Source organism: Arthrobacter sp. B0316-1-20, assembly GCF_059091865.1.
Window position 1 is genome coordinate 71,337 of the sequence record NZ_JBNHHC010000020.1, and the last position, 20,116, is coordinate 91,452.

Annotated in this window: 19 protein-coding genes; 11 read left to right on the forward strand and 8 right to left on the reverse strand. The window is 68.1% G+C overall.

The genetic code is table 11. The annotated features are described in order from the left end of the window. Positions 1-25: 25 nt before the first annotated feature. The gene (locus AC5RW2_RS26820) at positions 26-1,387 is read right to left on the reverse strand and encodes a PucR family transcriptional regulator (RefSeq protein WP_494074770.1); all 1,362 of its coding nucleotides are present in this window, start codon (positions 1,385-1,387) and stop codon (positions 26-28) included. Between the two features lie 211 nt (positions 1,388-1,598). Here AC5RW2_RS26820 and AC5RW2_RS26825 point away from each other — a divergent pair, with 211 nt between their 5' ends. The 3 genes from AC5RW2_RS26825 to AC5RW2_RS26835 all read left to right on the forward strand — a co-directional run bounded on the left by AC5RW2_RS26825 (position 1,599) and on the right by AC5RW2_RS26835 (position 4,790). Beyond that, positions 1,599-2,696 carry an alcohol dehydrogenase catalytic domain-containing protein gene (locus AC5RW2_RS26825; RefSeq protein WP_494013390.1) on the forward strand — a complete coding sequence of 366 codons (1,098 nt, stop codon included), beginning with the start codon at positions 1,599-1,601 and terminating at the stop codon, positions 2,694-2,696. 17 nt (positions 2,697-2,713) lie between these two features. Then, the gene (locus AC5RW2_RS26830; protein ID WP_494013389.1) at positions 2,714-4,144 is read left to right on the forward strand and encodes an APC family permease; all 1,431 of its coding nucleotides are present in this window, start codon (positions 2,714-2,716) and stop codon (positions 4,142-4,144) included. Positions 4,145-4,346: 202 nt separating this feature from the next. Beyond that, entirely contained in the window at positions 4,347-4,790 is a 444-nt protein-coding gene (locus AC5RW2_RS26835; protein WP_494013388.1) for a DUF4190 domain-containing protein, read from the forward strand. 193 nt (positions 4,791-4,983) lie between these two features. On the opposite strand, the gene AC5RW2_RS26840 is transcribed toward AC5RW2_RS26835, so the two are convergent. The 3 genes from AC5RW2_RS26840 to AC5RW2_RS26850 form a co-directional block, all read right to left on the reverse strand. Continuing rightward, complete coding sequence (locus AC5RW2_RS26840) at positions 4,984-6,477, reverse strand: peptide MFS transporter (RefSeq protein ID WP_494013387.1); 1,494 nt, start codon at positions 6,475-6,477, stop codon at positions 4,984-4,986. Positions 6,478-6,580: 103 nt separating this feature from the next. Further along, positions 6,581-7,963 carry an amidase gene (locus AC5RW2_RS26845; RefSeq protein WP_494074771.1) on the reverse strand — a complete coding sequence of 461 codons (1,383 nt, stop codon included), beginning with the start codon at positions 7,961-7,963 and terminating at the stop codon, positions 6,581-6,583. Between the two features lie 51 nt (positions 7,964-8,014). Further along, positions 8,015-8,758: a Type 1 glutamine amidotransferase-like domain-containing protein gene (locus AC5RW2_RS26850; protein ID WP_494023934.1), complete on the reverse strand. Its 744-nt coding sequence runs from the start codon at positions 8,756-8,758 to the stop codon at positions 8,015-8,017. Between the two features lie 131 nt (positions 8,759-8,889). Here AC5RW2_RS26850 and AC5RW2_RS26855 point away from each other — a divergent pair, with 131 nt between their 5' ends. The 3 genes from AC5RW2_RS26855 (at position 8,890) to AC5RW2_RS26865 (ending at position 10,554) form a co-directional block, all read left to right on the forward strand. Next, on the forward strand, positions 8,890-9,216 hold the full coding sequence (locus AC5RW2_RS26855; RefSeq protein WP_494001915.1) for a rhodanese-like domain-containing protein: 327 nt from the start codon (positions 8,890-8,892) through the stop codon (positions 9,214-9,216). Beyond that, complete coding sequence (gene pheA / locus AC5RW2_RS26860) at positions 9,216-10,142, forward strand: prephenate dehydratase (protein WP_494074772.1); 927 nt, start codon at positions 9,216-9,218, stop codon at positions 10,140-10,142. Before AC5RW2_RS26855 ends, pheA begins: the two co-directional genes overlap by 1 nt. A gap of 82 nt (positions 10,143-10,224) precedes the next feature. After that, entirely contained in the window at positions 10,225-10,554 is a 330-nt protein-coding gene (locus tag AC5RW2_RS26865) for a hypothetical protein (protein WP_494013383.1), read from the forward strand. 55 nt (positions 10,555-10,609) lie between these two features. On the opposite strand, the gene AC5RW2_RS26870 is transcribed toward AC5RW2_RS26865, so the two are convergent. Beyond that, positions 10,610-11,704, reverse strand: coding sequence for a diacylglycerol/lipid kinase family protein (locus AC5RW2_RS26870; protein WP_494013382.1), 1,095 nt, complete (start codon positions 11,702-11,704; stop codon positions 10,610-10,612). Positions 11,705-11,802: 98 nt separating this feature from the next. Here AC5RW2_RS26870 and serS point away from each other — a divergent pair, with 98 nt between their 5' ends. Together serS and AC5RW2_RS26880 are read left to right on the forward strand one after the other, a co-directional pair. Then, on the forward strand, positions 11,803-13,092 hold the full coding sequence (serS, locus tag AC5RW2_RS26875; RefSeq protein ID WP_494001919.1) for a serine--tRNA ligase: 1,290 nt from the start codon (positions 11,803-11,805) through the stop codon (positions 13,090-13,092). 187 nt (positions 13,093-13,279) lie between these two features. Beyond that, on the forward strand, positions 13,280-14,122 hold the full coding sequence (locus AC5RW2_RS26880) for an HAD family hydrolase (RefSeq protein ID WP_494013381.1): 843 nt from the start codon (positions 13,280-13,282) through the stop codon (positions 14,120-14,122). A 94-nt stretch (positions 14,123-14,216) separates the two neighbouring features. Here the strand turns inward: AC5RW2_RS26880 and AC5RW2_RS26885 are convergent, their stop codons facing one another. The 3 genes from AC5RW2_RS26885 to AC5RW2_RS26895 all read right to left on the reverse strand — a co-directional run bounded on the left by AC5RW2_RS26885 (position 14,217) and on the right by AC5RW2_RS26895 (position 16,055). Then, a complete protein-coding gene (locus tag AC5RW2_RS26885; RefSeq protein ID WP_494001921.1) occupies positions 14,217-14,642 on the reverse strand; it encodes a DUF1761 domain-containing protein in 426 nt (141 codons plus the stop codon). 101 nt (positions 14,643-14,743) lie between these two features. Then, complete coding sequence (locus tag AC5RW2_RS26890; protein WP_494013380.1) at positions 14,744-15,370, reverse strand: hypothetical protein; 627 nt, start codon at positions 15,368-15,370, stop codon at positions 14,744-14,746. A gap of 199 nt (positions 15,371-15,569) precedes the next feature. Continuing rightward, positions 15,570-16,055 carry an inorganic diphosphatase gene (locus AC5RW2_RS26895; protein ID WP_494001923.1) on the reverse strand — a complete coding sequence of 162 codons (486 nt, stop codon included), beginning with the start codon at positions 16,053-16,055 and terminating at the stop codon, positions 15,570-15,572. 166 nt (positions 16,056-16,221) lie between these two features. On the opposite strand from AC5RW2_RS26895, the gene dacB reads away from it, so the two are divergent. The 3 genes from dacB to tilS all read left to right on the forward strand — a co-directional run bounded on the left by dacB (position 16,222) and on the right by tilS (position 20,101). Then, positions 16,222-17,637 carry a D-alanyl-D-alanine carboxypeptidase/D-alanyl-D-alanine endopeptidase gene (gene dacB, locus AC5RW2_RS26900; RefSeq protein ID WP_494013379.1) on the forward strand — a complete coding sequence of 472 codons (1,416 nt, stop codon included), beginning with the start codon at positions 16,222-16,224 and terminating at the stop codon, positions 17,635-17,637. A 191-nt stretch (positions 17,638-17,828) separates the two neighbouring features. Continuing rightward, positions 17,829-18,992, forward strand: a complete 1,164-nt coding sequence (locus AC5RW2_RS26905; RefSeq protein WP_494013378.1) for a zinc-dependent metalloprotease — start codon at positions 17,829-17,831, stop codon at positions 18,990-18,992. Beyond that, on the forward strand, positions 18,989-20,101 hold the full coding sequence (gene tilS, locus AC5RW2_RS26910; RefSeq protein ID WP_494074773.1) for a tRNA lysidine(34) synthetase TilS: 1,113 nt from the start codon (positions 18,989-18,991) through the stop codon (positions 20,099-20,101). Before AC5RW2_RS26905 ends, tilS begins: the two co-directional genes overlap by 4 nt. Positions 20,102-20,116 lie beyond the last annotated feature (15 nt).

The following is a 20,116-nucleotide window of genomic DNA, read 5'->3' on the forward strand; positions in this document are numbered from 1 at the left end:
TGGCCAACACCTATGGGCCGGAAAATTAGGTCCCGTCCGGACCGACGTCTGCACGCAAGGCCATCCATAAAGTGAATCTGTCATCTGGATTCGACATGGACAGACCAGAAAGAAACTCGAAGCGCTCAATTCGTTTCCGCAGCGTGTGGCGGTGGATGTTCAGCCGCTGGGCTGCTGCTTGCCAGGAGCCATGCTCAGTGAGGAAGATGCGGGCGGTGTCGACCAGCGAGACCGCATCCGGACTCTCTGCATATACACGTTCAAGAGGGCGGCGCAGAGCGATGAGGGACACGGGGTCCATGCTCTCCAACAGCAGTTGCACCGTCGGCAATTGCTGGTAAAGCACGAACGGCATGCCGTCGGCAACGGCTACTTCGTGCGCGTTGCCAGCCTGGCTAAGGCTGGACGCGAGGTCCTCCAGCGCCGCCGGTCGCCCTACTCCGCACCGGATGGGCACGTTGTCTTTGTAGACCTCGGCTTCAATCCCGGCTAGGAACGCGTCTCTTGCGTCCGGATCGAGGAAGCCATGGAGCCGCTCCTTGTCGGTCTTGACCAGATGCGGCAACCCCAGCTCGTCCAGCCACTGAAGCACAAGCTGCTCCAGCACCACCGACCGTGAGCGTGAGGAGAGCACAAAAGCGCAGAGCCGGTCACCCCGGTACCCCCAGCGTCTAAGGGTGGCGGTAGCCAGCCCGGGATGGCCGCTGGTCAGGTTTTCGACCATCACCTCCCGGCCCAGACGCTCCAGCGCAGTGTGGTCATGGGTCCGCAGCACCAAGTCGATGAGTGCAGCGGCGTGTGTGGACAAATCGCGGGTGCGACTGGTCACGCCCGAGCGAGAGGACACCACTAGGTGCGCCCGGAGGTCCTGCCCCAATCCCACAGAGTGCACCTGCATGCCCGGATGTCGCACTTTTACCGGCCGGTTAAGTGCGACGGCCATGGCGTCACCAATATGCAGCGCCCCGGCGCCCGCGCTGGCAATCGCCCTGCCATGCGTGTCCAGCAGTACCGCCCAGCCCTGCAACCGATGGGCCAGTTCCGCGAGCACGGCTTCGGCGCCGCCCCGTCGGGCCACTTGAGTCAGCACTGCCGTTCCGTTGGAGATTAACCGGGCCTCCGCTGCGTCATTGGAGGCGAGCACGGCTTCTGCGTTGGCGCGGAGGGTCTCTAACGGAATCTTGTCGGAGAAGGTCACCAGGCGCAGGCCGTCGACCGACAGACTGCGGGCCACTGCAATGTCGACTCCCGATACCGCCAACACAGCCTGTCGAAACAGCTCGACCGAAGACTGATTGGCCGCCACCTCGTCCAGTTCGGCAGCGGTCACGAAAACCATCTGCACAGCATCCGCCGCGGTAATCACGGGCCGGTCGGCGTAGAGCAAGGCTGCATTCACCCGGCGCCGGACCCAATCCCCCGGTTCCACCGGGGTCCCCTGCAACTTGCGACAAACGTCCTCGACAGTTCTAGACATACATCAAATGTACAAAATGGAGCCCCAAATGATGACAGCGCTCCAATCTGCACAATGATATGTCCAATCTCACATGAATACGATCGAGGCTGGCAAGAGACGAACTTGAGAAAGGCCCTTCATGAAAGCTGCAGTGTTCCGCGATTCCGCGACACCCATCGTGGTCACCGACGTCGAGTTGGCCGATCCAGGCCCCGGGGAAGTACGTGTCAAGATCGCCGCGGCCGGTGTCTGCCACTCCGACCTGCATGTGAAGCGGGGCGAGTGGGACGCGGCCGTCCCCATGGTCATGGGCCACGAAGGGTCGGGCGTCGTGACCGCCATTGGGGAGGGTGTAACCAGTCTGTCTATGGGCGACCACGTGGTGCTGTCCTGGGTGCCGCCGTGCAATGAATGCCGTTACTGCAAGTCCGGGCACGAGGCCCGCTGCCAGGCCGTCGCCACGCTTGTGGCACCCAAGGGCGTGCTCCATGACGGCACATCCCGGCTGTCCAAGGATGGCGAGACCCTCCACCACTACCTTGGCGTTTCCTCCTTCGCGGAGGAGGCAGTGGTGCCGGCGTCGGGTGCCATCAAGGTGCGCGACGATGCTCCGCTGGACGTTATCGCCCTGGTGGGCTGCGCCGTCGCTACGGGTGTTGGCGCAGTAACCAATACTGCGGCCGTCGAGCCTGGTTCTACCGTCGTCGTGATTGGCTGCGGCGGCGTAGGGCTGTCGGTGGTGCAAGGGGCCAAGTTGGCCGGCGCCGAGCGCATCATCGCCATCGATGTCCGCGAAGAGAAGACCGCGCTGGCCATGCAGTTGGGTGCCACGGATCAAATCCATGTCAAGAAGGGCGACGCCGTCGAGCAACTCCGTGCGCTGGTGCCGGACGGGGTGGACTACGCCTTCGACGCCATCGGACAGACCGGCACCACCGAGCAAGCGATCGAGATGCTCGGCTTGGGCGGCGCGGCGGTCATCGTGGGGCTGCCGCCCACGGGCGCTCGCGCCTCGTTCGAGCCTCTGGTGCTGGCCGAGGCAGACCAGCGCATCCTCGGATCCAACTATGGCAGCGTCCGTCCATCGATTGACATCCCGGCCTTGGTGGACCGCTACATGGACGGCCTGCTCCAACTGGACCCGCTTGTTTCGTCCCGACGCCCCCTCGCCGAGGCCCCTCAGGCCCTGGAGGACCTGGAGAGCGGCAACGCTTTGCGGACCCTGCTCATCCCCTGACGATTCCAAGGAGAATCATGACAACCACTTTCAAACAGACCCGCCCCAAAGACGCCGGTCTGCGTCGCGGAGTGATGAGCACTCCGGAGCTCTTCGCCCAAGCCATCGCCAACATCGCACCGAGCGCGGTCATCGCGTTCACAGCGGCCGGAATCTACACCACTGCGAGCAACGGCACTATCCTCTCGTTCGCCCTCGCGACCATCGTGATCCTCTCGGTCGGCTACTGTATATCCCAGTTCGCCAAGCGCAACGCTTCGGCCGGCTCGCTGTATACCTATGTTTCGAAGAGCCTGGGCCCCTTTGGCGCCTATGTGACCGGCGTTGCACTGCTCATCGGTTGCTGGGGCATTGCTGCAGGCTCCCTAGGCGGCGCCGTGTCCTACTTCAACCAGTTCCTGAATCTGGTCGGTATCCCGGCGACCGGTGTGGTGACACAGATCGTCCTTGCCATCGTGCTGGGCGGCTTCGCCACGCTCTTCACCATTCGCGGGATTCGCCTCTCGGCCCGCGTCTCGCTGGTGCTCGAGCTGGTCTCGGTCGCCATCATCTTCATCCTGCTGGCGCTGGCATTGATATGGGCCGGTCCGCGGGCGTTTGATCCGGCTCAGTTCACCTTCGACGGGGCCAGCTTCCAAGGCGTAGCCGTCGGCATGGTGCTGGGTATCCTGGGCTTCGTCGGATTCTCTTCCGCCGACGCCCTGGGCCGCGAGGCGAAGAACCCCTACGTTGCCATTCCGCGCGCCATCATGTGGAGTGCCGCCGCTGTGGGCGTGCTGTACATTTTCTCCGCCTATACCCAAGTCGTCGTCCTCGGTGAGGGACTCGCCACGAGCGCCAGCCCCTTGGAGGAGATCGCCACCACTATCGGAATGCCTGCTTGGTTCGGACCTGTCCTGACCTTTGGCGTGGCCGCGTCCTTCTTCGCCGTCGTCGTGGCCCCGCTTAACGTCGTCGGTCGGATTTTTTACGTCATGGGCAAGGAGGGAGTCGCTCCGGAACGGTTTGGCCGTACCCACGAAAAGTTCTTGACCCCGCACCGCGTGCTGCTGGTCTTTGGCCCGGCGGCCATTCTGCTGGACATCATCCTGCTGCTCGCCCGGGTGCATCCGATGGACATTGTCGTCTGGGTCGACACTTACGGCACCTACGGCTACATGGTGGCCTACTCGCTTGTCGCGGTGGCCTGCATCATCTACACCCGCCGTGAAGGCATTCCAAACAAACTGGTGTGGGTTTGCGCCACAGTTGCGGTGGCCAACATGACTTTCGTCTTCTATGCGAACGTCTATCCGGTTCCGGCATTCCCGCTCAACATCATCCCGTACCTGTTCTTCGCCACCATCGCTGCGGCGTTGATTTGGTACAGGTGGCTAAGCAAAAAGCGCCCCGACGCCATTCGGAATATCGGCAAGACCGAGACGGACATTCTTGAGGGGGTCGGCTAACCACTGAGAAGTCGGGGGGCGGGCGGCCGGCTTGATGCCCGGCCGCCCGCCTTCGTTGACGAGGCGGGCGGGCGCCATCAGCACGGATCGGTGGCGGACTATGGATCCCGCCCGATAGGCTCCCGATCTTCCCGCGCGCCTAGACTGGTAGGTAGCACCGAAGCTGCGCAGCAGCGAATCAATCTCAGGGGGAATCAACAGTATGTCCGGCACGGAGAACAGGCCGCCCTTTAACGACCCGAAGCATCCGGGGTGGTACACCGATCCCAATGCGGGCCAGGCCTTGCCGCAGCCGCCGGCGCTGCCCGAGGCGGGGAACCCGTACTCCTACCAGCCCGGCCCCGGCGCGCAGCCGTATACCGGGCAGCAGCCGTACGGCGGACCGGACTACAACCAGCCGATGTACTACACGCCGCAGGTCGAGCCGAAGGGGCTGAGCATCGCGGCGCTGGTGCTGGGCATCGTCTCCGTGGTCACGTTCGGCTTCATGCTGGTCCCGCAGGTCCTGGCCATCGTGTTCGGCCACATCGCGCTGGGGAAGGAACCGGCCGGCCGCAGCATGGCGCTGGCCGGCCTGATCATGGGCTACGCGGTCACCGGCATCTGGTGCCTGCTGATCTTCATCGGCATCCTCGCCGGGGCGTAGGTCCGTCCGGCGCCTCGCTACGTCGCTGGTCGGCTTCACCAGCTTCCCCCGTCTACTATTCAGCACCGGCCCTGCTGAGCGCTCAAAAGGGCCGGAGCTGAAAGGCGGATGAGGAAAAGGCACCTTACGACGGCGATGCCCGGGCGGGAGTGAATCTCCGCCCGGGCATCGCCGTCGTCGTTAAGGTTCCGTCCTAGCGGATGCCGCCCATCAGCTTCTTCAGGGACGGCACGGCCGCGGCCAGGCCGACGCCGAGGATGATCGCCGTCACCCCGATGAAGCCGAAGTACGGGGCTTCATTCGCCGGGTCGTAGTAGCCGGCCAGGATGCCCGCCAGCGTGGTGCCCAGCGAGATGGAGAGCAGGAACAGCGCCACCATCTGGGTCTGGAAGGCCTTCGGCGCCAGCTTGGTGGACACCGAGGAGCCGGTCGGGGAGAGGAACAATTCCGCCATGGTGAACAGGAACAGGATTCCGACCATGGCCAGCAGCGGGGTGGAGTTGGCGCCGCCGCCGGTGAGCGGGATGAACGCCAGGAACGCCAGGCCCATCACGACCAGGCCCAGGGCGAACTTCAGCGGCGAGCTGGGCTGCTTGGGGCCGAGCTTGGTCCACAGGGCAGCGAAGATGCCGGCGAAGATGATGATGAAGACGGGGTTGATGGACTGCACCCAGCTGGCCGGCATTTCCCAGCCGCCCAGCGTGCGGTCCAGCTGCTTGTCCGCGTACAGGGCCACCACGGTGAACTGCTGCTGGAACAGCGCCCAGAACGCGGCGGAGGCGATGAACAGCGGGATGAAGGCGTAGACGCGCTTGCGCTCCACGGCGTCGACCTGCTTGCTGGAGAGGATCACCACGAAGTAGACCACGGCGGCGATGATCGCCAGCCAGGCCATGATCGGGGCCAGGTTCGAGGCGGTCACCAGGCCGAAGGCCACCAGCAGCACCATGACGACGACGGCGGCCACGGCCGCGGCGGCGACCTTGCCGTAGTTGCCCCGCGGCAGCGGGTTGGCCACATGGTGCGCGGCCTCGGGCAGGTTCTTGCGGGTCAGGGCGTACTGGGTGAGGCCGATGGCCATGCCCAGCGCCGCCAGGCCGAAGCCGTAGTGGAAACCAAGCTGCACCTGGGCCAGGCCGGTGAGCAGCGGGCCGAAGAGGCCGCCGATGTTCACGCCCATGTAGAAGATGGAGAAGCCGGCGTCGCGGCGGTCGTCCTTCAGGCTGTAGAGCGAGCCGACCAGCGAGCTGGCGGTGGCCTTGAGGCCGCCGGAACCGATGGCCACCAGGATCAGGCCGATGGCCAGCCCGACGCCACCCGGGATCAGGGCCAGCGCGATGTGGCCCAGCATGACCATGATGCCGGTGTAGAAGAGGACCTTTTCGGACCCCAGGATGCGGTCGGCCACCCATGCGCCGAGGATCGAGGAGAGGTACACGCCGCCGCCGTAGGCGCCCACCAGGCCGGTGGCAATTCCCTCGTCGATCCCCAGGCCGCCCTCGGCGACCGAGTAGTACATGTAGTAGAGCAGGATGCCCTGCATGCCGTAGAAGGAGAAACGCTCCCAGAGTTCTACGGAGAAAAGATTCGCCAGCATCCGTGGATGCCCGAAGAAGGTTTTGCCGGTTTGGGTGGACTGTTTTGTTGTTTCCGGCTGCGGATTCCCGGACTGCACGGTATTGCTCACGGTGTTCTATTCTGACAGTCCCCTACATGAAATGTCATATTCTGCGCCCGTGGCCGGGCGGCGTGTTAATGCAAATCCGCAGGTCAGGCCGGGGTTGCAGGATTCATCGCACGCCCTCCAGCTGCGCGGCGGCGGCCAGCAGCATGGCCTCCGATCCGGGCTTGCCGATCAGCTGGACGCCCATGGACAGGCCCTCCTCGGTGGTGCTGACGGGAACGGCGATCGCGGGCAGCCCGCACACATTGACCAGCGAGGTGTACGGCGAATACTGGCACTGGCGCATGTAGTCCACGTCTGCGCTGTTGGAGGTGTACCAGCCCACCGGCCGGGGGGTCTGGGCCAGCGCGGGCGTCAGAACCAGGTCGTACCGGCCGAACTGTGCCCGGGTGTCGTCCTGGAAACGCGCCAGCGTGGCCAAGGCGTCCGGCAGCGCCTCCGGCCCGCGCTTCAGGGCGCGGCGGCGGAAGGAACGGGTGAGCGGCATGAGCTGCGGTTCGTGGCCGGCCTGGACCTCCAGCCGGGCCAGGCCGGAGGTCCAGACCGTGGCAAACGCCTCCGGGTAGCGGTTGTCGTAGCGGATCTCCGCTTCGTCGAGCGCGTGGCCCATCCCCAGCAGCAGCTCCACCGCGGTATCCAACGCCTCGCGCGCCTCCGGCTCCAGCGACAGCGGGTAGGCGGACTCGAACGGAGAGTCGGTGCTGATGCCGATCCGAAAGCGCCCTTCGGCGCGAAGCGCGGCGGCCAGGAAGCCGGGTTCCCCCGGGAAGGCCGCGCGGGCCAGCTGCTCGTCCGCCATGGCGTCCATCAGCAGCCCGGCATCGGCCGCCGTGCGGGCCAGGGGCCCGGCGACCACCAGCCGGCCCGGGTCGTCTCCGATGCTGCCGGCCGGGAGCCGGCCGCGCCCCGGTTTCAACCCCACCAGCCCGGTGGCGGCCGCCGGAATCCGGACCGAGCCGCCGCCGTCCGAACCCGGGGCGAAGGGCAGCAGGCCGGCGGCCACGGCGGCCGCGCTACCGCCGGAGGAACCGCCGGGACTCAGCGCCGGGTCCAGCGGGTTGCGGGCCGGCGGCGCCACACGGTTCTCGCTGTAGGAGGTCAGGCCGAATTCGGGGACCTGGGTCTTGCCGAGGCTGATGCTGCCGGCGGATTCGAGGACGTTCACCAAGGGGTGGTTGGCCAGGGCGGGCCGGTGCTCCAGGGCCGCGCTGCCGTGGGTGGTCGGGACGCCGGCCACATCCGTGAGGTCCTTGTAGGCCACCGGCAGGCCGTGCAGCCGGCCCAAGGTCCCGCCGCGTGCCTGGTGGTCGTCCGCGGCGCGTGCCTGCTTGAGCGCCTGGTCGGCGGTGACGGTGATGAAGGCGCCGAGCCTGGGATTCAGGGCATCGATGCGCTGGAGGTAATGCTCCGTCAGTTCGAGGGCGGACAGTTCGCCGCGGGCCACGGCGTCGCGCTGGGCGACGGCCGTCAAGTCATGCAAAGCAGTCATCGCCCGTAAGCGTAGCCCCGCCCGGCGGTGCGGGCTAATCCGCGCGCCGGGTCAGCCGAGGAACCTGGTGTCGATCGGTTCCTCCACCGCGATGGCGTCGGGCCCGTCCCCGGCCTGGGCTGTCACGCGGTAGGCGAGTTTCCCGTCGGTCTCGCTGACCGCCTCGGCCAGTTCGGTGCCGCGGTAGACCAGTCCGACCCCGTCGTCGGTGCAATGCGTTTCGCCCAGGATGCCGTCCGCCACGAGCCGGTGCACCAACGGCCGGCGCTGCGGTTCCGAGTCGTAGTGGACGCCGTTGTCGTAGGGCAGCAACGCCAGCCCGTTCGTGACCGGCCGCAGCTCGGGGCCGAAGGAGTCGGTAGTGCCGCCGCGGAACCAGCAGATGGAACCGGCGGAGACCCCTGCCAGCACCACGCCGGCCTGCCAGACCCGCCTGAAAATGGCGTCCAGGCCGTGGACCCGCCACACCGCCAGCAGGTTCGCCACCGAACCGCCGCCAACCCACACCACATCCTGGCCCAGCAGGTGTTCCTCGATGTCCGCCACATTGGGCATGGTGAACAGGTTCAGATGGCTCAGGCCGTAACCGGCAACCCTGGCCGCCTCGTCCAGCTCGGCCTGGAGCCAGCGCTGGTCGCCGCCGGCGGTGCCCACGTGGACCAGCCTCGGTGCCCGCCCCGTGGGCCCCGCCAGTTCGACGGCGTGGTGCACCAGGTGGTGGAACGCGATCCGGCTGCGAACGCCGGCCGTGATTCCGCCGGACGTAGCAAGGATGGTCGGCTGGTCTGCGGCCATGGGTGCCCCTGTCTCATTACGGTGCGGCGGACGATCCCACTATAGGCTTGGAAAGGGGGCAAATCGCGGGTGCGCCCGGAGCAGGAATTCACCAGCGGCGGCACGGCCCGCCGCGGATCACGGAGGTTGCCATGAGCGATATCGAGAATGTGGATGTCAACAGCATCGGCGGCGACGCCACCATTCTGGACGTGCGCGAAGACTATGAATGGGAAGCCGGACACATTGCGGGCGCCGTGCACATCCCGCTCAACGAGCTGCCGCTGCGCCTGGAGGAACTGGACCCCGACGTGGACCTGCATGTGGTGTGCCGCAGCGGCGGTCGGTCCTTCCGGGCCACCGAATGGCTGAACGGGAACGGGTACTCGGCGGTGAACGTCGACGGCGGGATGGGTGCCTGGCTGGATGCCGGCAAACCGATCGTCTCGGAGAACGGGCAGGAGCCCCGGGTCCAGTAATGGCAGGCGTCTACACCTTCCTGGGGCCGGAGGGAACCTTCACCGAGGCCGCCCTTCTCCAGGTTCCCGGGGCGGCTGCCGCGCGCCGGATTCCGGCCGCGAGTGTCGACGCCGCCGTGGACGCCGTTCGCGCGGGCGAAGCCGGCGCGGCCATGGTCCCGATCGAGAACTCGGTCGAGGGCGGCGTCAGCGCCACGCTGGATGCCATCGCGGGAGGCGAGCCGCTGCGCATCATCGGCGAGGAACTCGTGCCCATCCGCTTCGTGCTGGCGGTCCGGCCCGGAACCGAGCCGGACGACGTCGCGGTGGTGTCCACCCATCCGCATGCCTGGGCGCAATGCCGTGCCTGGGCCGCCGCGAACATTCCCCAGGCGGAATATCTGCCGGCGTCGTCGACTGCGGCGTCGGCGGTGGGCCTCTTGGAGCCCGGGGCCGGCTACGAGGCGGCGATCTGCTCGCCGCTGGTGGCCAGGCAGCGAGGGCTGCGCGTGCTCGCCGAGGATATCGGCGATATTCCGGACGCCGTCACCCGGTTCATTCTGGTGAGCCGCCCCGGTGTCCTGCCCGCGCCGACCGGCGCCGACAAGACCACCCTGGTGGTCCCGCTGCCGCAGGACCGTCCGGGGGCGCTGGGGGCAATCCTGGAACAATTTTCCAGCCGGGGCGTGAACCTGAGCCGGATCGAGTCCCGCCCCACCGGCCAGTTTTTGGGAGATTATTTCTTCAGCCTCGATGCCGAAGGCCACCTCGCCGAGGAGCGGGTGGCCGACGCCGTCCGCGGGCTGCACCGGATCAGCCCGGGCATCCGGTTCTTGGGCTCCTACCCGCGCGCCGACCGCCGGGGACTGACTGTTCCGCGCCGCAACCAGGACGAGGCGTTCCGGGAGGCCGACCGCTGGGTGCAGGACCTGCTGTTGGCCCGCTGACCGGCCCTGCCGGACTGTCGACCCGCGGTTAAGGTCAGTATGCTGAGGAAAACCGCACCTGCGAACCAAGGATCGGAGCACCATGACGCAGCAGAACGACAGGGACCAGTACCAGGATGGGGAGCCGACGCCGGTGGAGGCGCTCAACCAGACCCCGAGTGAAAACCGCGCGGGCGACCTGGGGGACCAGGGCAACGACCTGCGCTTCGCCGAGGAGCAGCAGTTGATCGACCAGCAGGCGGCCGGCGAATTCCCGGTTCCCCGGGACGAAGACCTGCAGCAGCCGGATGCGGATGTCCCGGCGCTCGAAGCAGACGAACAACCCATCGACGTTCCGGGCGAGGAACTGCACAACACCGACCGGGCCGATGCCAGCGACGATCCGCTCAACACCGGGGGCGACGACACGTAAACACCTCCGTTCCGGGCGGCCGCCGGCCCAGGTGGCCGCCCGGGCGCGGCAGGCCCTAGTCGGCCACCTGGTGGCTGCCGGCGGAGGGGAGCGACTCGGTGCGCACCGCCAGCGACCGCGGCCTGACCTGGACGGTCAGTGACGTGACCGGCCCGGAGGGATCGCCGTCGAGCTGGCTTCCCATCGGCTCGTGCGCCGTGATGCGGACCTTCCGCCCGCGGTGGTACTCGATCACGGGAATCGGCGCGCTGTGCCGCACCAGCGTCTTGGCGGCAATCCACAACCAGCCGATCGCGCTGCGCGGACTGAGCACCACGATGTCCAGTTCGCCGTCGTCGATTTCCGCGGTGGGGATGAAATCGATCCCCGCCGGCAACTTCCCGCAGTTGGCCAGCAGGACGCTGCGGACGCGGCGGGGACGGGCGGGCCCATCGTCGATGCTGACCATGACACGCTCCCGCTGGCCGGCAAGGTGGCGGACGCCGGCTTCGGAATAGGCCATCCAGCCGAACCGGCGCTTCAGGTCGTCGCGGGTGTCGGCCAAGACATCCGCATCCACGCCGATGCCGGCGATCACCAGGAAGCTGTCCTGCGACCGTTCGCCGGTCGCCTCGTTCTCCAAGATGATGTCGGCGGTGTCGATCTTGCGGATGATCCCGTGCAGCGCCACATGGATGTTGGTCCGCAGGGCCGCCGGATCCAGACCCAGATTGCGGGCCAGCAGGTTGCCGGTGCCCAGCGGCAGCACCCCCATCGGCACCTGGGTGCCGGACAATTCCGAGGCCACCACCCGGATCGTGCCGTCTCCGCCGCCGGCGATCACCACGTCCGCACGCTCGGCGATGGCCCGCCTGGCCTGTCCGTGGCCCGGGTCCTCGGGCGTGGTTTCCAACACCAAGGGCGGGCTCCAACCGGCCGCCGCGCAGGCTGCCTCCACCTCGCGGCGGGCCTCGTCGGCCGAGTTCTTGGCCGGGTTCAGGATGAAGACCACGCGCTGGTCGGGCAGGCCCGGGGAAGGCGCAAGGGCGGCCGGCACCGCTGTCCGGCGGCGCCCCAGCATGCCGCGAAGGCCCGGCCATCCCACCGCCAAGGCGGCCACCGCTAGCAGGATGATGAGGGCGGGCATCCATTCGGCAGTCATGTTGGTCATAGACTATCCAGCCCCGCCGCTTTGGCCCATTGAGGCCCGCTACCGGCTGCGGCGGGCGCGGAGCGAGGCCGGAAAGCCTTTTTCGGTACCCTTAGCAGGTGATCGATGTAAACGAACTCCGCGCCAATCCAGAGATTTTCCGTGCCTCCCAACGCGCCCGGGGCGCCGACGAGTCGGTGGTCGATGCCGTGATCGCCGCCGATACGGCCCGCCGGGAAGCGATCAACCGTTACGAGGGACTGCGCGCCGAACAGAATCTCTTCGGCAAGAAGGTGGCCCAGGCCACGGGCGGGGAGAAGGCAGAGCTCCTGGCCCAGGTCAAGGAGTTGGCAGCATCGGTCAAGGAAGCCCAGGCCGCGTCGGATGCCGCCCGGAACCAGCAGGAATCGCTGCTGCGCAGCATCCCCAACCGGATCGAAGACGGCGTTCCCGCCGGCGGCGAGGACGACTTCACGGTGCTCAAGACGGTCGGCGAGCCCCGGGACTTCGCCCGGGACGGGTTCGAGCCGAAGGACCACCTGGCCATCGGCGAGCTGATCGGTGCCATCGACATGGAACGCGGGGCCAAGGTTTCGGGCTCCCGCTTCTACTTCCTCAAGGGCGTGGGCGCCCGGCTGGAGATTGCCCTGATGAACATGGCGCTGGACCAGGCCGTGTCCAACGGCTTCATCCCCATGATCACCCCCACCCTGGTCCGCCCCGAAACCATGCAGGGGACCGGCTTCGATGTGGAGCACGACGACGAGATCTACCGGCTGGAACGGGACAACCTGTACCTCACGGGCACCTCGGAGGTGGCGCTCGCGGGCTACCACGCGGACGAGATCCTGGACCTGTCCGCCGGGCCGACGCGCTACGCCGGCTGGAGCTCCTGCTACCGCCGTGAGGCCGGGGCCGCCGGCAAGGACACCCGGGGCATCATCCGCGTGCACCAGTTCAACAAACTGGAAATGTTCATCTACTGCCAGGTCGAGGAGGCCGCCGACGAGCACGCCCGCCTGCTCGCCTGGGAAGAAGAAATGCTGGCCAAGGTGGAACTGCCCTACCGGGTGATCGACACCGCTGCGGGAGACCTCGGCATGAGCGCGGCCCGCAAGTTCGACTGCGAGGCCTGGGTGCCCACCCAGGAGGCCTACCGGGAGCTGACGTCCACCTCCAACTGCACGACCTTCCAGGCCCGCCGGTTGAACATCCGTGAGCGCCAGGCTTCGGCGGACGGCGAAAAGAAGGGCACGAGGGCGGTGGCCACCCTGAACGGGACCCTTGCCACCACGCGCTGGATCGTCGCCATCCTGGAGCACCACCAAAACGCCGACGGCTCCGTGAATGTGCCTGCCGCGCTGCGGCCCTACCTGGGCGGCATGGACGTCCTTCCGGTGCTCTCCTAGCTCGCCGTTCCGCCCCGCCGGCGGCACTGCGGTGCCGTCGCGGCGGGGCCGCATTCACCGGCGCTTCATTCGCCCGTAGAAAATTTCCTACCCGCGTGTCTGCCGCCCATGTTTGACTAGGGACATGACAACTACAGCTGACAAGGCTAACGCTGGCATCGACGACCAGCGGATTGCTACGAAAGATATGACAAACGATAAAAACGAAGCCCGGCGCCACAACTTCGTGGAGAACGGGTCCCGCAAACTCGTGGCGCTGGATGTGGACGGCACCCTGGTCAACCACGACGGCCACATGAGCGATGCCGTGCGCGAAGCAGCGCGCGCCGTCGTCGACGCCGGCCACGAGGTGGTCGTCTCCACCGGACGGTCCCTGAATGCAACGCTGCCGATCATCCAACTGATCGGCGTCACCAAGGGGTACGCCGTCTGCTCCAACGGCGGTGTCACCCTTCGGATCGACACGTCGCTGGAGGACGGCTACGAGGTGATCGACCGGGTGACGTTCAACCCCGGACCGGCCCTGCGGGTGATGCGGTCCAAGCTGCCCACCGCCAAGTTTGCGCTCGAGGACGAAGAGGGCAATTTCCTGGCCACGGAGCGCTTTCAGGACGCCAGCTTCGGCATCGAGGCCAAGGGCGTCGACTTCGAGGCGCTGCTGGAGTCCACGGCCGTGCGCGTGGTGGTCTCCAGCGCCGAAAACACTCCCGAGGAGTTCAAGGAAGCCATCGACACGGCGGGGCTCAAGGGCGTGACGTACTCGGTGGGCTGGACCGCGTGGCTGGACATCGCGGCCAACGGCGTGACCAAGGCCAGCGCGCTGGAATCCCTGCGCCGGAAGCTGGACGTCGAGCCGTCGCATACCGTCGCCATGGGCGATGGCCGCAACGACATCGAAATGCTGGACTGGGCCGCCCGGGGCGTCGCGATGGGACAGGCGCCCGAGGAGGTCCTGGCCGTCGCCCACGAGGTCACGGGAACCGTCGAGGAAGACGGGGCAGCAGTCGTGCTGCGCAGCCTGCTGGACTGAGGCGTGCCCGTCTGATCCACCCGGAGGAGGTGCCCGGGTGAATCCCGGGCACACCTGTTGCCGCCGGCTGCCTCGATAGTGGGGGCTGCGGTTCTCAGGCTCCGCTGATCCCGAAGAGGCCGATGACCAGTGCCATGACCAGGAACGTCACGAGTTCGTGCACGATGTTCAGGACGGTCAGTCCGACCGGTCGGCCCTCGAAGGCATCGTGCGTGGCGAAGCGGGCGGCGGTGAAGCCGGCCCAGAGGATGATGGCGGTCAGCACCGTGTTCCACAGGAAGTTGCCGCCGTAGAAATCCTGCGCGATGGCCGCCGAACCCGCCAGCACCCACGCGCTGATCAGGCTGACGATCACCGTGATGATGATCGGGCGTACGGCGCTTTTGCCGTCGCCGGGGCTGACGTTGGCGACCCTCATCCAGTAGTTGCCGAAGACCTTCGGCGTGTACCAGACAGATCCGACGATCAGGGTCGAAAGGGTGGCCACGATGACCGCCCAAATGTTGATCTCCGGAACCATATTGAACACTCCTTTTGTCGTTGACCCGCGGGCGGAGGCGGGCGCCGTCTCCCTCGGAGTCTAGACGCCGCCCGCCGGTATTGCCGTAGCTTCCGGGGCCGTCAGCGCGGCGGGGCGACGGCGGCCGGGGAGGCGGGCCCGTGGACAAGGTCCAGCAGCCGGGCGGCGGCCGGACGGCAGTCCCACTCCTCCACCCAGTGCGAGCGGACCACCGCCTTGCTCACGGCCTGGCTGGTGATGCCCAGTTCTTCTGCAACGTACTTTTGCTGGCCGCGCGCTCCCGGCGTCATCAGGTCGAGCACCTTCCACTCCGCGTCGGTGCGAGTGGCGACGATTTGGCCGATGAGCCGCAGCACGGCTTCTGCTTCCGCGGCGACCTCAGCATCGGGCCCGGACACGGCCAGCGGAACGCGCTCGCCGGTTTTCCGGGCCCGGTTCACCGCGCGCCGTGCGTAGACCAGGCCGTGCCCTTCGGCGTCCTTGATGTCCTCCGGAAGCGGCGGCCGCAGTTCGCCCACGCCGATTCCCACATGCCAGCGCCGGCCGCGCAGCGCGATCAGGGCCGCGTCGATGGCCGTGGACGGCTTCTCGACCGCGCCGATCGCTTCGTCGCCGACAGACCGCTGAAAGGGGATCGCCGCGGGCAGGTGGCGCAGCGACCTGATCAGGGCGGGCACCTGGTCGCCCGCCTCGCGGGAATCGCGCTGGTTGATGGTGAGCACGTACATGGCACCAGTATTGCGCCCGTCCGGGCAGGAACAACCGATTCCGGTTGGCGGGTGTGTCCTGCCGCCGGTCGCCCCGGGGAAGGCAAAAGCGGCCCGGACCTGAAAGGTCCGGACCGCCGTCGCTGTTCCTGCCGGTTTCGGGCGGCAAGGCTCGGTTCAGGCCGGGCGTGGCTGCCCGGCCGTTCGTCGCCGGTTGGCCTTAGCCCTGGGCGGCGAAGCGCCGGATGGAGGCTTCCAGTTCGGCCTCGGCGGCGGCGCGGTCGGCCCAGCCCTCGGCCTTGACCCACTTGCCAGGCTCCAGGTCCTTGTAGCGGGTGAAGAAGTGCTCGATTTCCTTGACGAGGAACTCCGGCACGTCGGACAGCTCCTGGATGTGGTCGAAGCGCTTGTCGGCCGGAACGCACAGCACCTTGGCGTCGCCGCCGCCGTCGTCGGTCATGTTGAAGACGGCGATGGGGCGGGATTCGACGACGACACCGGGCAGCAGGTCGTAGTCCTGCAGCATGACCATCGCGTCCAGCGGATCGCCGTCTTCGCCCAGCGTGTCCTCGAAGAAGCCGTAGTGGGTGGGGTACTGCATGGACGTGAACAGCACCCGGTCCAGGCGGAGGCGGTGGGTCTCATGGTCGATTTCGTACTTGACGCGCGAACCCTTGGGGATCTCGATGGTGACGTCATGCTGCATGGCTTCGCTCCTTGGAGACGTTCGGAAAATTGGCTTCGGCGCCGCCGATGCACGGCCGTGGCCCGGCGCCGGACTACGCTTAACGATATAGGTCTTGCCCTTCCGTACCGGCATCGGGGTTGGCGCGGGGCGTTCCCAACACTTCAAGATCCTCAGGAGGGGCAGCATGGGGCGTGGCTTCCGCGTGCTCACCTCCGGGCTGCTGGCAGTCGTCTTCGCCGTGCTGGCCGTGCCCGCCGCCCTGAACCTCGGCCAGGCCATCGATTGGCCGGAGCCGGAGCCGGTTATCAGCACCCCTGCGGCGCAATTGCCGCCCACCGAGCTGGCGGAGCCGCAGCCGCTCAAGCCGGCCGGCGAGGCGCCGGTGCCGGATCCGGCCGTGCTGGATGCGGCCCTGGACCGGGCCTTGGCGTTCGACGGCGCCGGCGGGTTCACGGGGATCGTCACCGACGCGGCCAGCGGCGACGTGCTGTACGACGAGGCAGCCGGCGAGCCGCTGGTGCCGGCATCCAACCTGAAGCTGCTGACCGCCGTCGCCGCCCTGGACACCATCGGTGCCGGCCACCGGTTCACTACCTCGGTCAAGCGCGGCGGCACGCCGGGCGTGGTCTACCTGGTCGGCGGCGGGGATGCCTTGCTGGGGGCCGGGGAATCCAAGCCCGGCGCGGTCTGGGGCGAAGCCGGGCTGGCAACGCTGGCAGCCGAAGCGGCCGGTCAGCTGGCCGCCGACGGGTACACCGGTGAACTCTCGGTGGCGGTGGACGATTCCCTCTACTCCGGGGCCGTCATCAGCGCCGCCTGGGACCCGGGCGACGTGAAGAACGGCGAAATTTCCGCCGTATACCCGCTCGCCCTGTACGCCGGGCGGGAACAGGCCGACGGCGGCGGCGACCTGGTGGCCGACGCCGCCGCGCTGGCCGGGGCGGCGTTCCGCGACGCGCTGGCCGAAGCCGTGGCCGGGCAGGGACTCACGGTGAAGGCCGCGGTGGCACGGGAAGCGGCACCGGCTGACGCGGACGTGTTGGCCGAGGCGGATTCCGCGCCGGTGGCCGACCAGGTGGCCTACATGATGCAGCATTCGGACAACTACGTGGCGGAGGTCCTCGCGCGCAACACGGCCGTGGCGGCGGGCAAGCCCGGCTCCTTCGCGGGCGGCACCGAAGCCATCCGCGAGGCGGCGGGCCTTGCGGGCATTCCCGTGGAGGGCATGGTGCTCGCCGATGCCAGCGGGCTGTCCATGGACAACCGGGTCAGTCCTGCCCAGCTGGCCGCGGCGGTCAGGCTGATGGCCTCCTCCGAGGACGCGGACCTGCGGGCCGGGATCGGTTCCCTGCCGGTCGCTGGCTTGACCGGCACCCTGTCCGGGCGCTACCTGGAAAACAACCCCGCCGGCGCCGGGCTGGTCCGGGCCAAGACCGGCACCTTGAACACCGTGACGTCGCTCAGCGGCTATGTGGCCAGCGCCGACGGACGCCTGCTGGTTTTCGCCTTCGTGGCCAACGGACTGAAAGGCTCGACCGACGCCGCGCGCGTGGCCGCCGACCGGGCGGCGACCGTGCTGGCCGGCTGCGGCTGCCGCTGAGCCCCGGCCGCCGGAACCCGCGGCCGACGGCCTCCCTTCCGCCGGACCCGGCTGCTGAGCCCCGGCCCGGAACCCCGGCCGCCGGCCCACCCTTCCGCCGGACCCGGCTGCTGATCCCCGGCCGGGGAGCCGCTTCAATCGATGCCCGCCGGTAGTGACCGGTTCGCCGCTGATGTGATCTGATGGGACGCATGGACAGTAGCGCACCGACCCCCAGTGAATCCGGCGCCACCCCAGGCCCCGCCCCGCGGTTGGTCAACTGGGAACTGGCCGCGTCCACGGCAGCCACGCTGACCCCCGCCGGCCCCCGGATGAAGGCCGCGGAAATGCGCGCCGCCGTGGCCGAGATGCGCCGGCTGGCGGAAGAGTCGGTGGACCACGTGCACCGCATCACCGGGTTGGAGGCCGCCCGCGACCTGCGCGACTCCGATGTGCTGATCGTGGACCGCGCCGCCTGGTCCAGGGCAAACGCCCGCAGTTTCGAGGTCATGCTGGCCCCGGCCATCGCCGCACTCGCCGAAAAGCGCCCGGATCAGCTCAAGAACGCCACCACGGCCGTGGGCAGCGTGCTCACCGGCACCCAGATGGGCGCCATCCTCTCCTTCCTCTCCAGCAAGGTGCTGGGCCAGTACGACCCCTTCTGCTCCCTGTTGCCCGGGGGCCCGGCCGCCGGGCGGCTGATGCTGGTGGCGCCGAACATCGTGACCGTGGAGCGGGAACTGAATGTGGTGCCCGCCGACTTCCGCCTCTGGGTGTGCCTGCACGAGCAGACCCACCGGGTGCAGTTCGCCGCGGCCCCCTGGCTGCGCGACCACATGATGGAGCAGATCGGCGGGCTGTCGTCCTCGCTGGTGGAAAAGGCGGACACCCTCGGCGAGCGGCTGCAGCAGACGGTCAAGGCGGCCGTCGCCGCGGCCAGGGACAGCGGAAAGGACGACGGCGGAGGGCCGGGTTCGTCGTTGAAGGGTTCCCTGCTCGATCTGATTCAGGGGCCGGAAGAGAAGGCCGTCTTCTCCCACCTGACCGCTGTGATGAGCCTGCTGGAGGGCCACGCCAACGTGGTGATGGACGCGGTCGATTCCTCGCTGGTCCCAACGGTCAAGACCATCCGCCAACGTTTCAACGCGCGCGGCAAGAGCCGCGGCGCGCTGGAAAACTGGATCCGCAAACTCATGGGCCTCGATGCCAAGGCCCGGCAGTACTCCGACGGCGCCAAGTTTGTCCGTGCGGTGACCCGGCAGATCGGCATGGAGGGTTTTAACCAGGTGTGGGAGCGTCCCGAAAACCTGCCCACGGAAGAGGAGATCCACCACCCCGACCTGTGGGTCAGCCGGATGGACCTCAGCCGCGCATGAGCGGTGTTGCAGCGGACCGGCGCAAGCCCCGGTTGCATCCGCGGGTGGCAGACGCCCGGCACCAGCTGCGCCAGGCGCTGGAACAGTTCGGTCCGCCGGCAGCGACCGCCGGGGGCGCCGAACCGCAGCTGTTGCTGGTGGCCTGCAGCGGGGGAGCGGATTCGCTGGCCCTGGCCGTCGCGGCGGAATTCTTCAACCGTCCGGCCCGCAACGGTGTCCGTCCCTATCGGGTGGGGGCCGTCGTCGTCGACCATGGCCTGCAACAGGGCAGCGCGGCGGTGGCCGAGGGTGCCCGGCTGCAGCTCGAAACGCTGGGGCTGGCCCCGGTCCAGGTCCGCCGGGTGGCCGTGGAATCGGCCGGCATGGGACCGGAGGCGGCCGCCAGGACGGCACGCTACGCGGCGCTGGATGCCGCCGCGGCGGAACTCGGGGCCGCGGCGGTGCTGCTGGGGCACACCCTGGACGACCAGGCCGAGCAGGTACTGCTGGGCCTGGGCCGCGGCTCGGGCACGCGGTCGTTGGCCGGCATGCCCGTGAAGCGGGGCCCGTATCTGCGCCCGTTCCTGTCGCTGCGCCGGCAAGACACCGAGGAGGTGTGCGCGGTTGCCGGGCTGCAGCCCTGGCACGACCCCGCCAACAGTGATCCGCAGTACATGCGCTCCCGCATTCGGATGCGGGTGATGCCGTTCCTGGAGGACGAGATGGGTCCCGGCGTCGCCCAGGCGCTGTGGCGGTCGGCACAGATTCTGGCCGCCGACGCTGACTACCTGCAGGCACAGGCGGCCGAGGAATACCGCCGGCTGCGGGTGGTCACAGCGGACGGGCTGGAGCTGCCACGGGAAGGCATGGAACAACTCCCGGCCGCCATGAAGCACCGCGTGCTCGCCCTGGCCGCCGCCGAACTGGGCGGCGAAAACCCCAGCTACGAACGGCTGCTGGCGGCCGAATCGCTGCTGCGCCGCCAAGGCTCGGCCGGCCCGGTGCAGCTGGCCGGATTCGTCAGTGTCTACCGCCGGACTGCTGCCAACGCGGTTCACCAAGATGGCACCGGCTATGGCAATCTTGTGTTGAGAACAACTGGCCGCAGCCCCGGCCAGACAGACCGCTAGACCCGGGAGCATGTG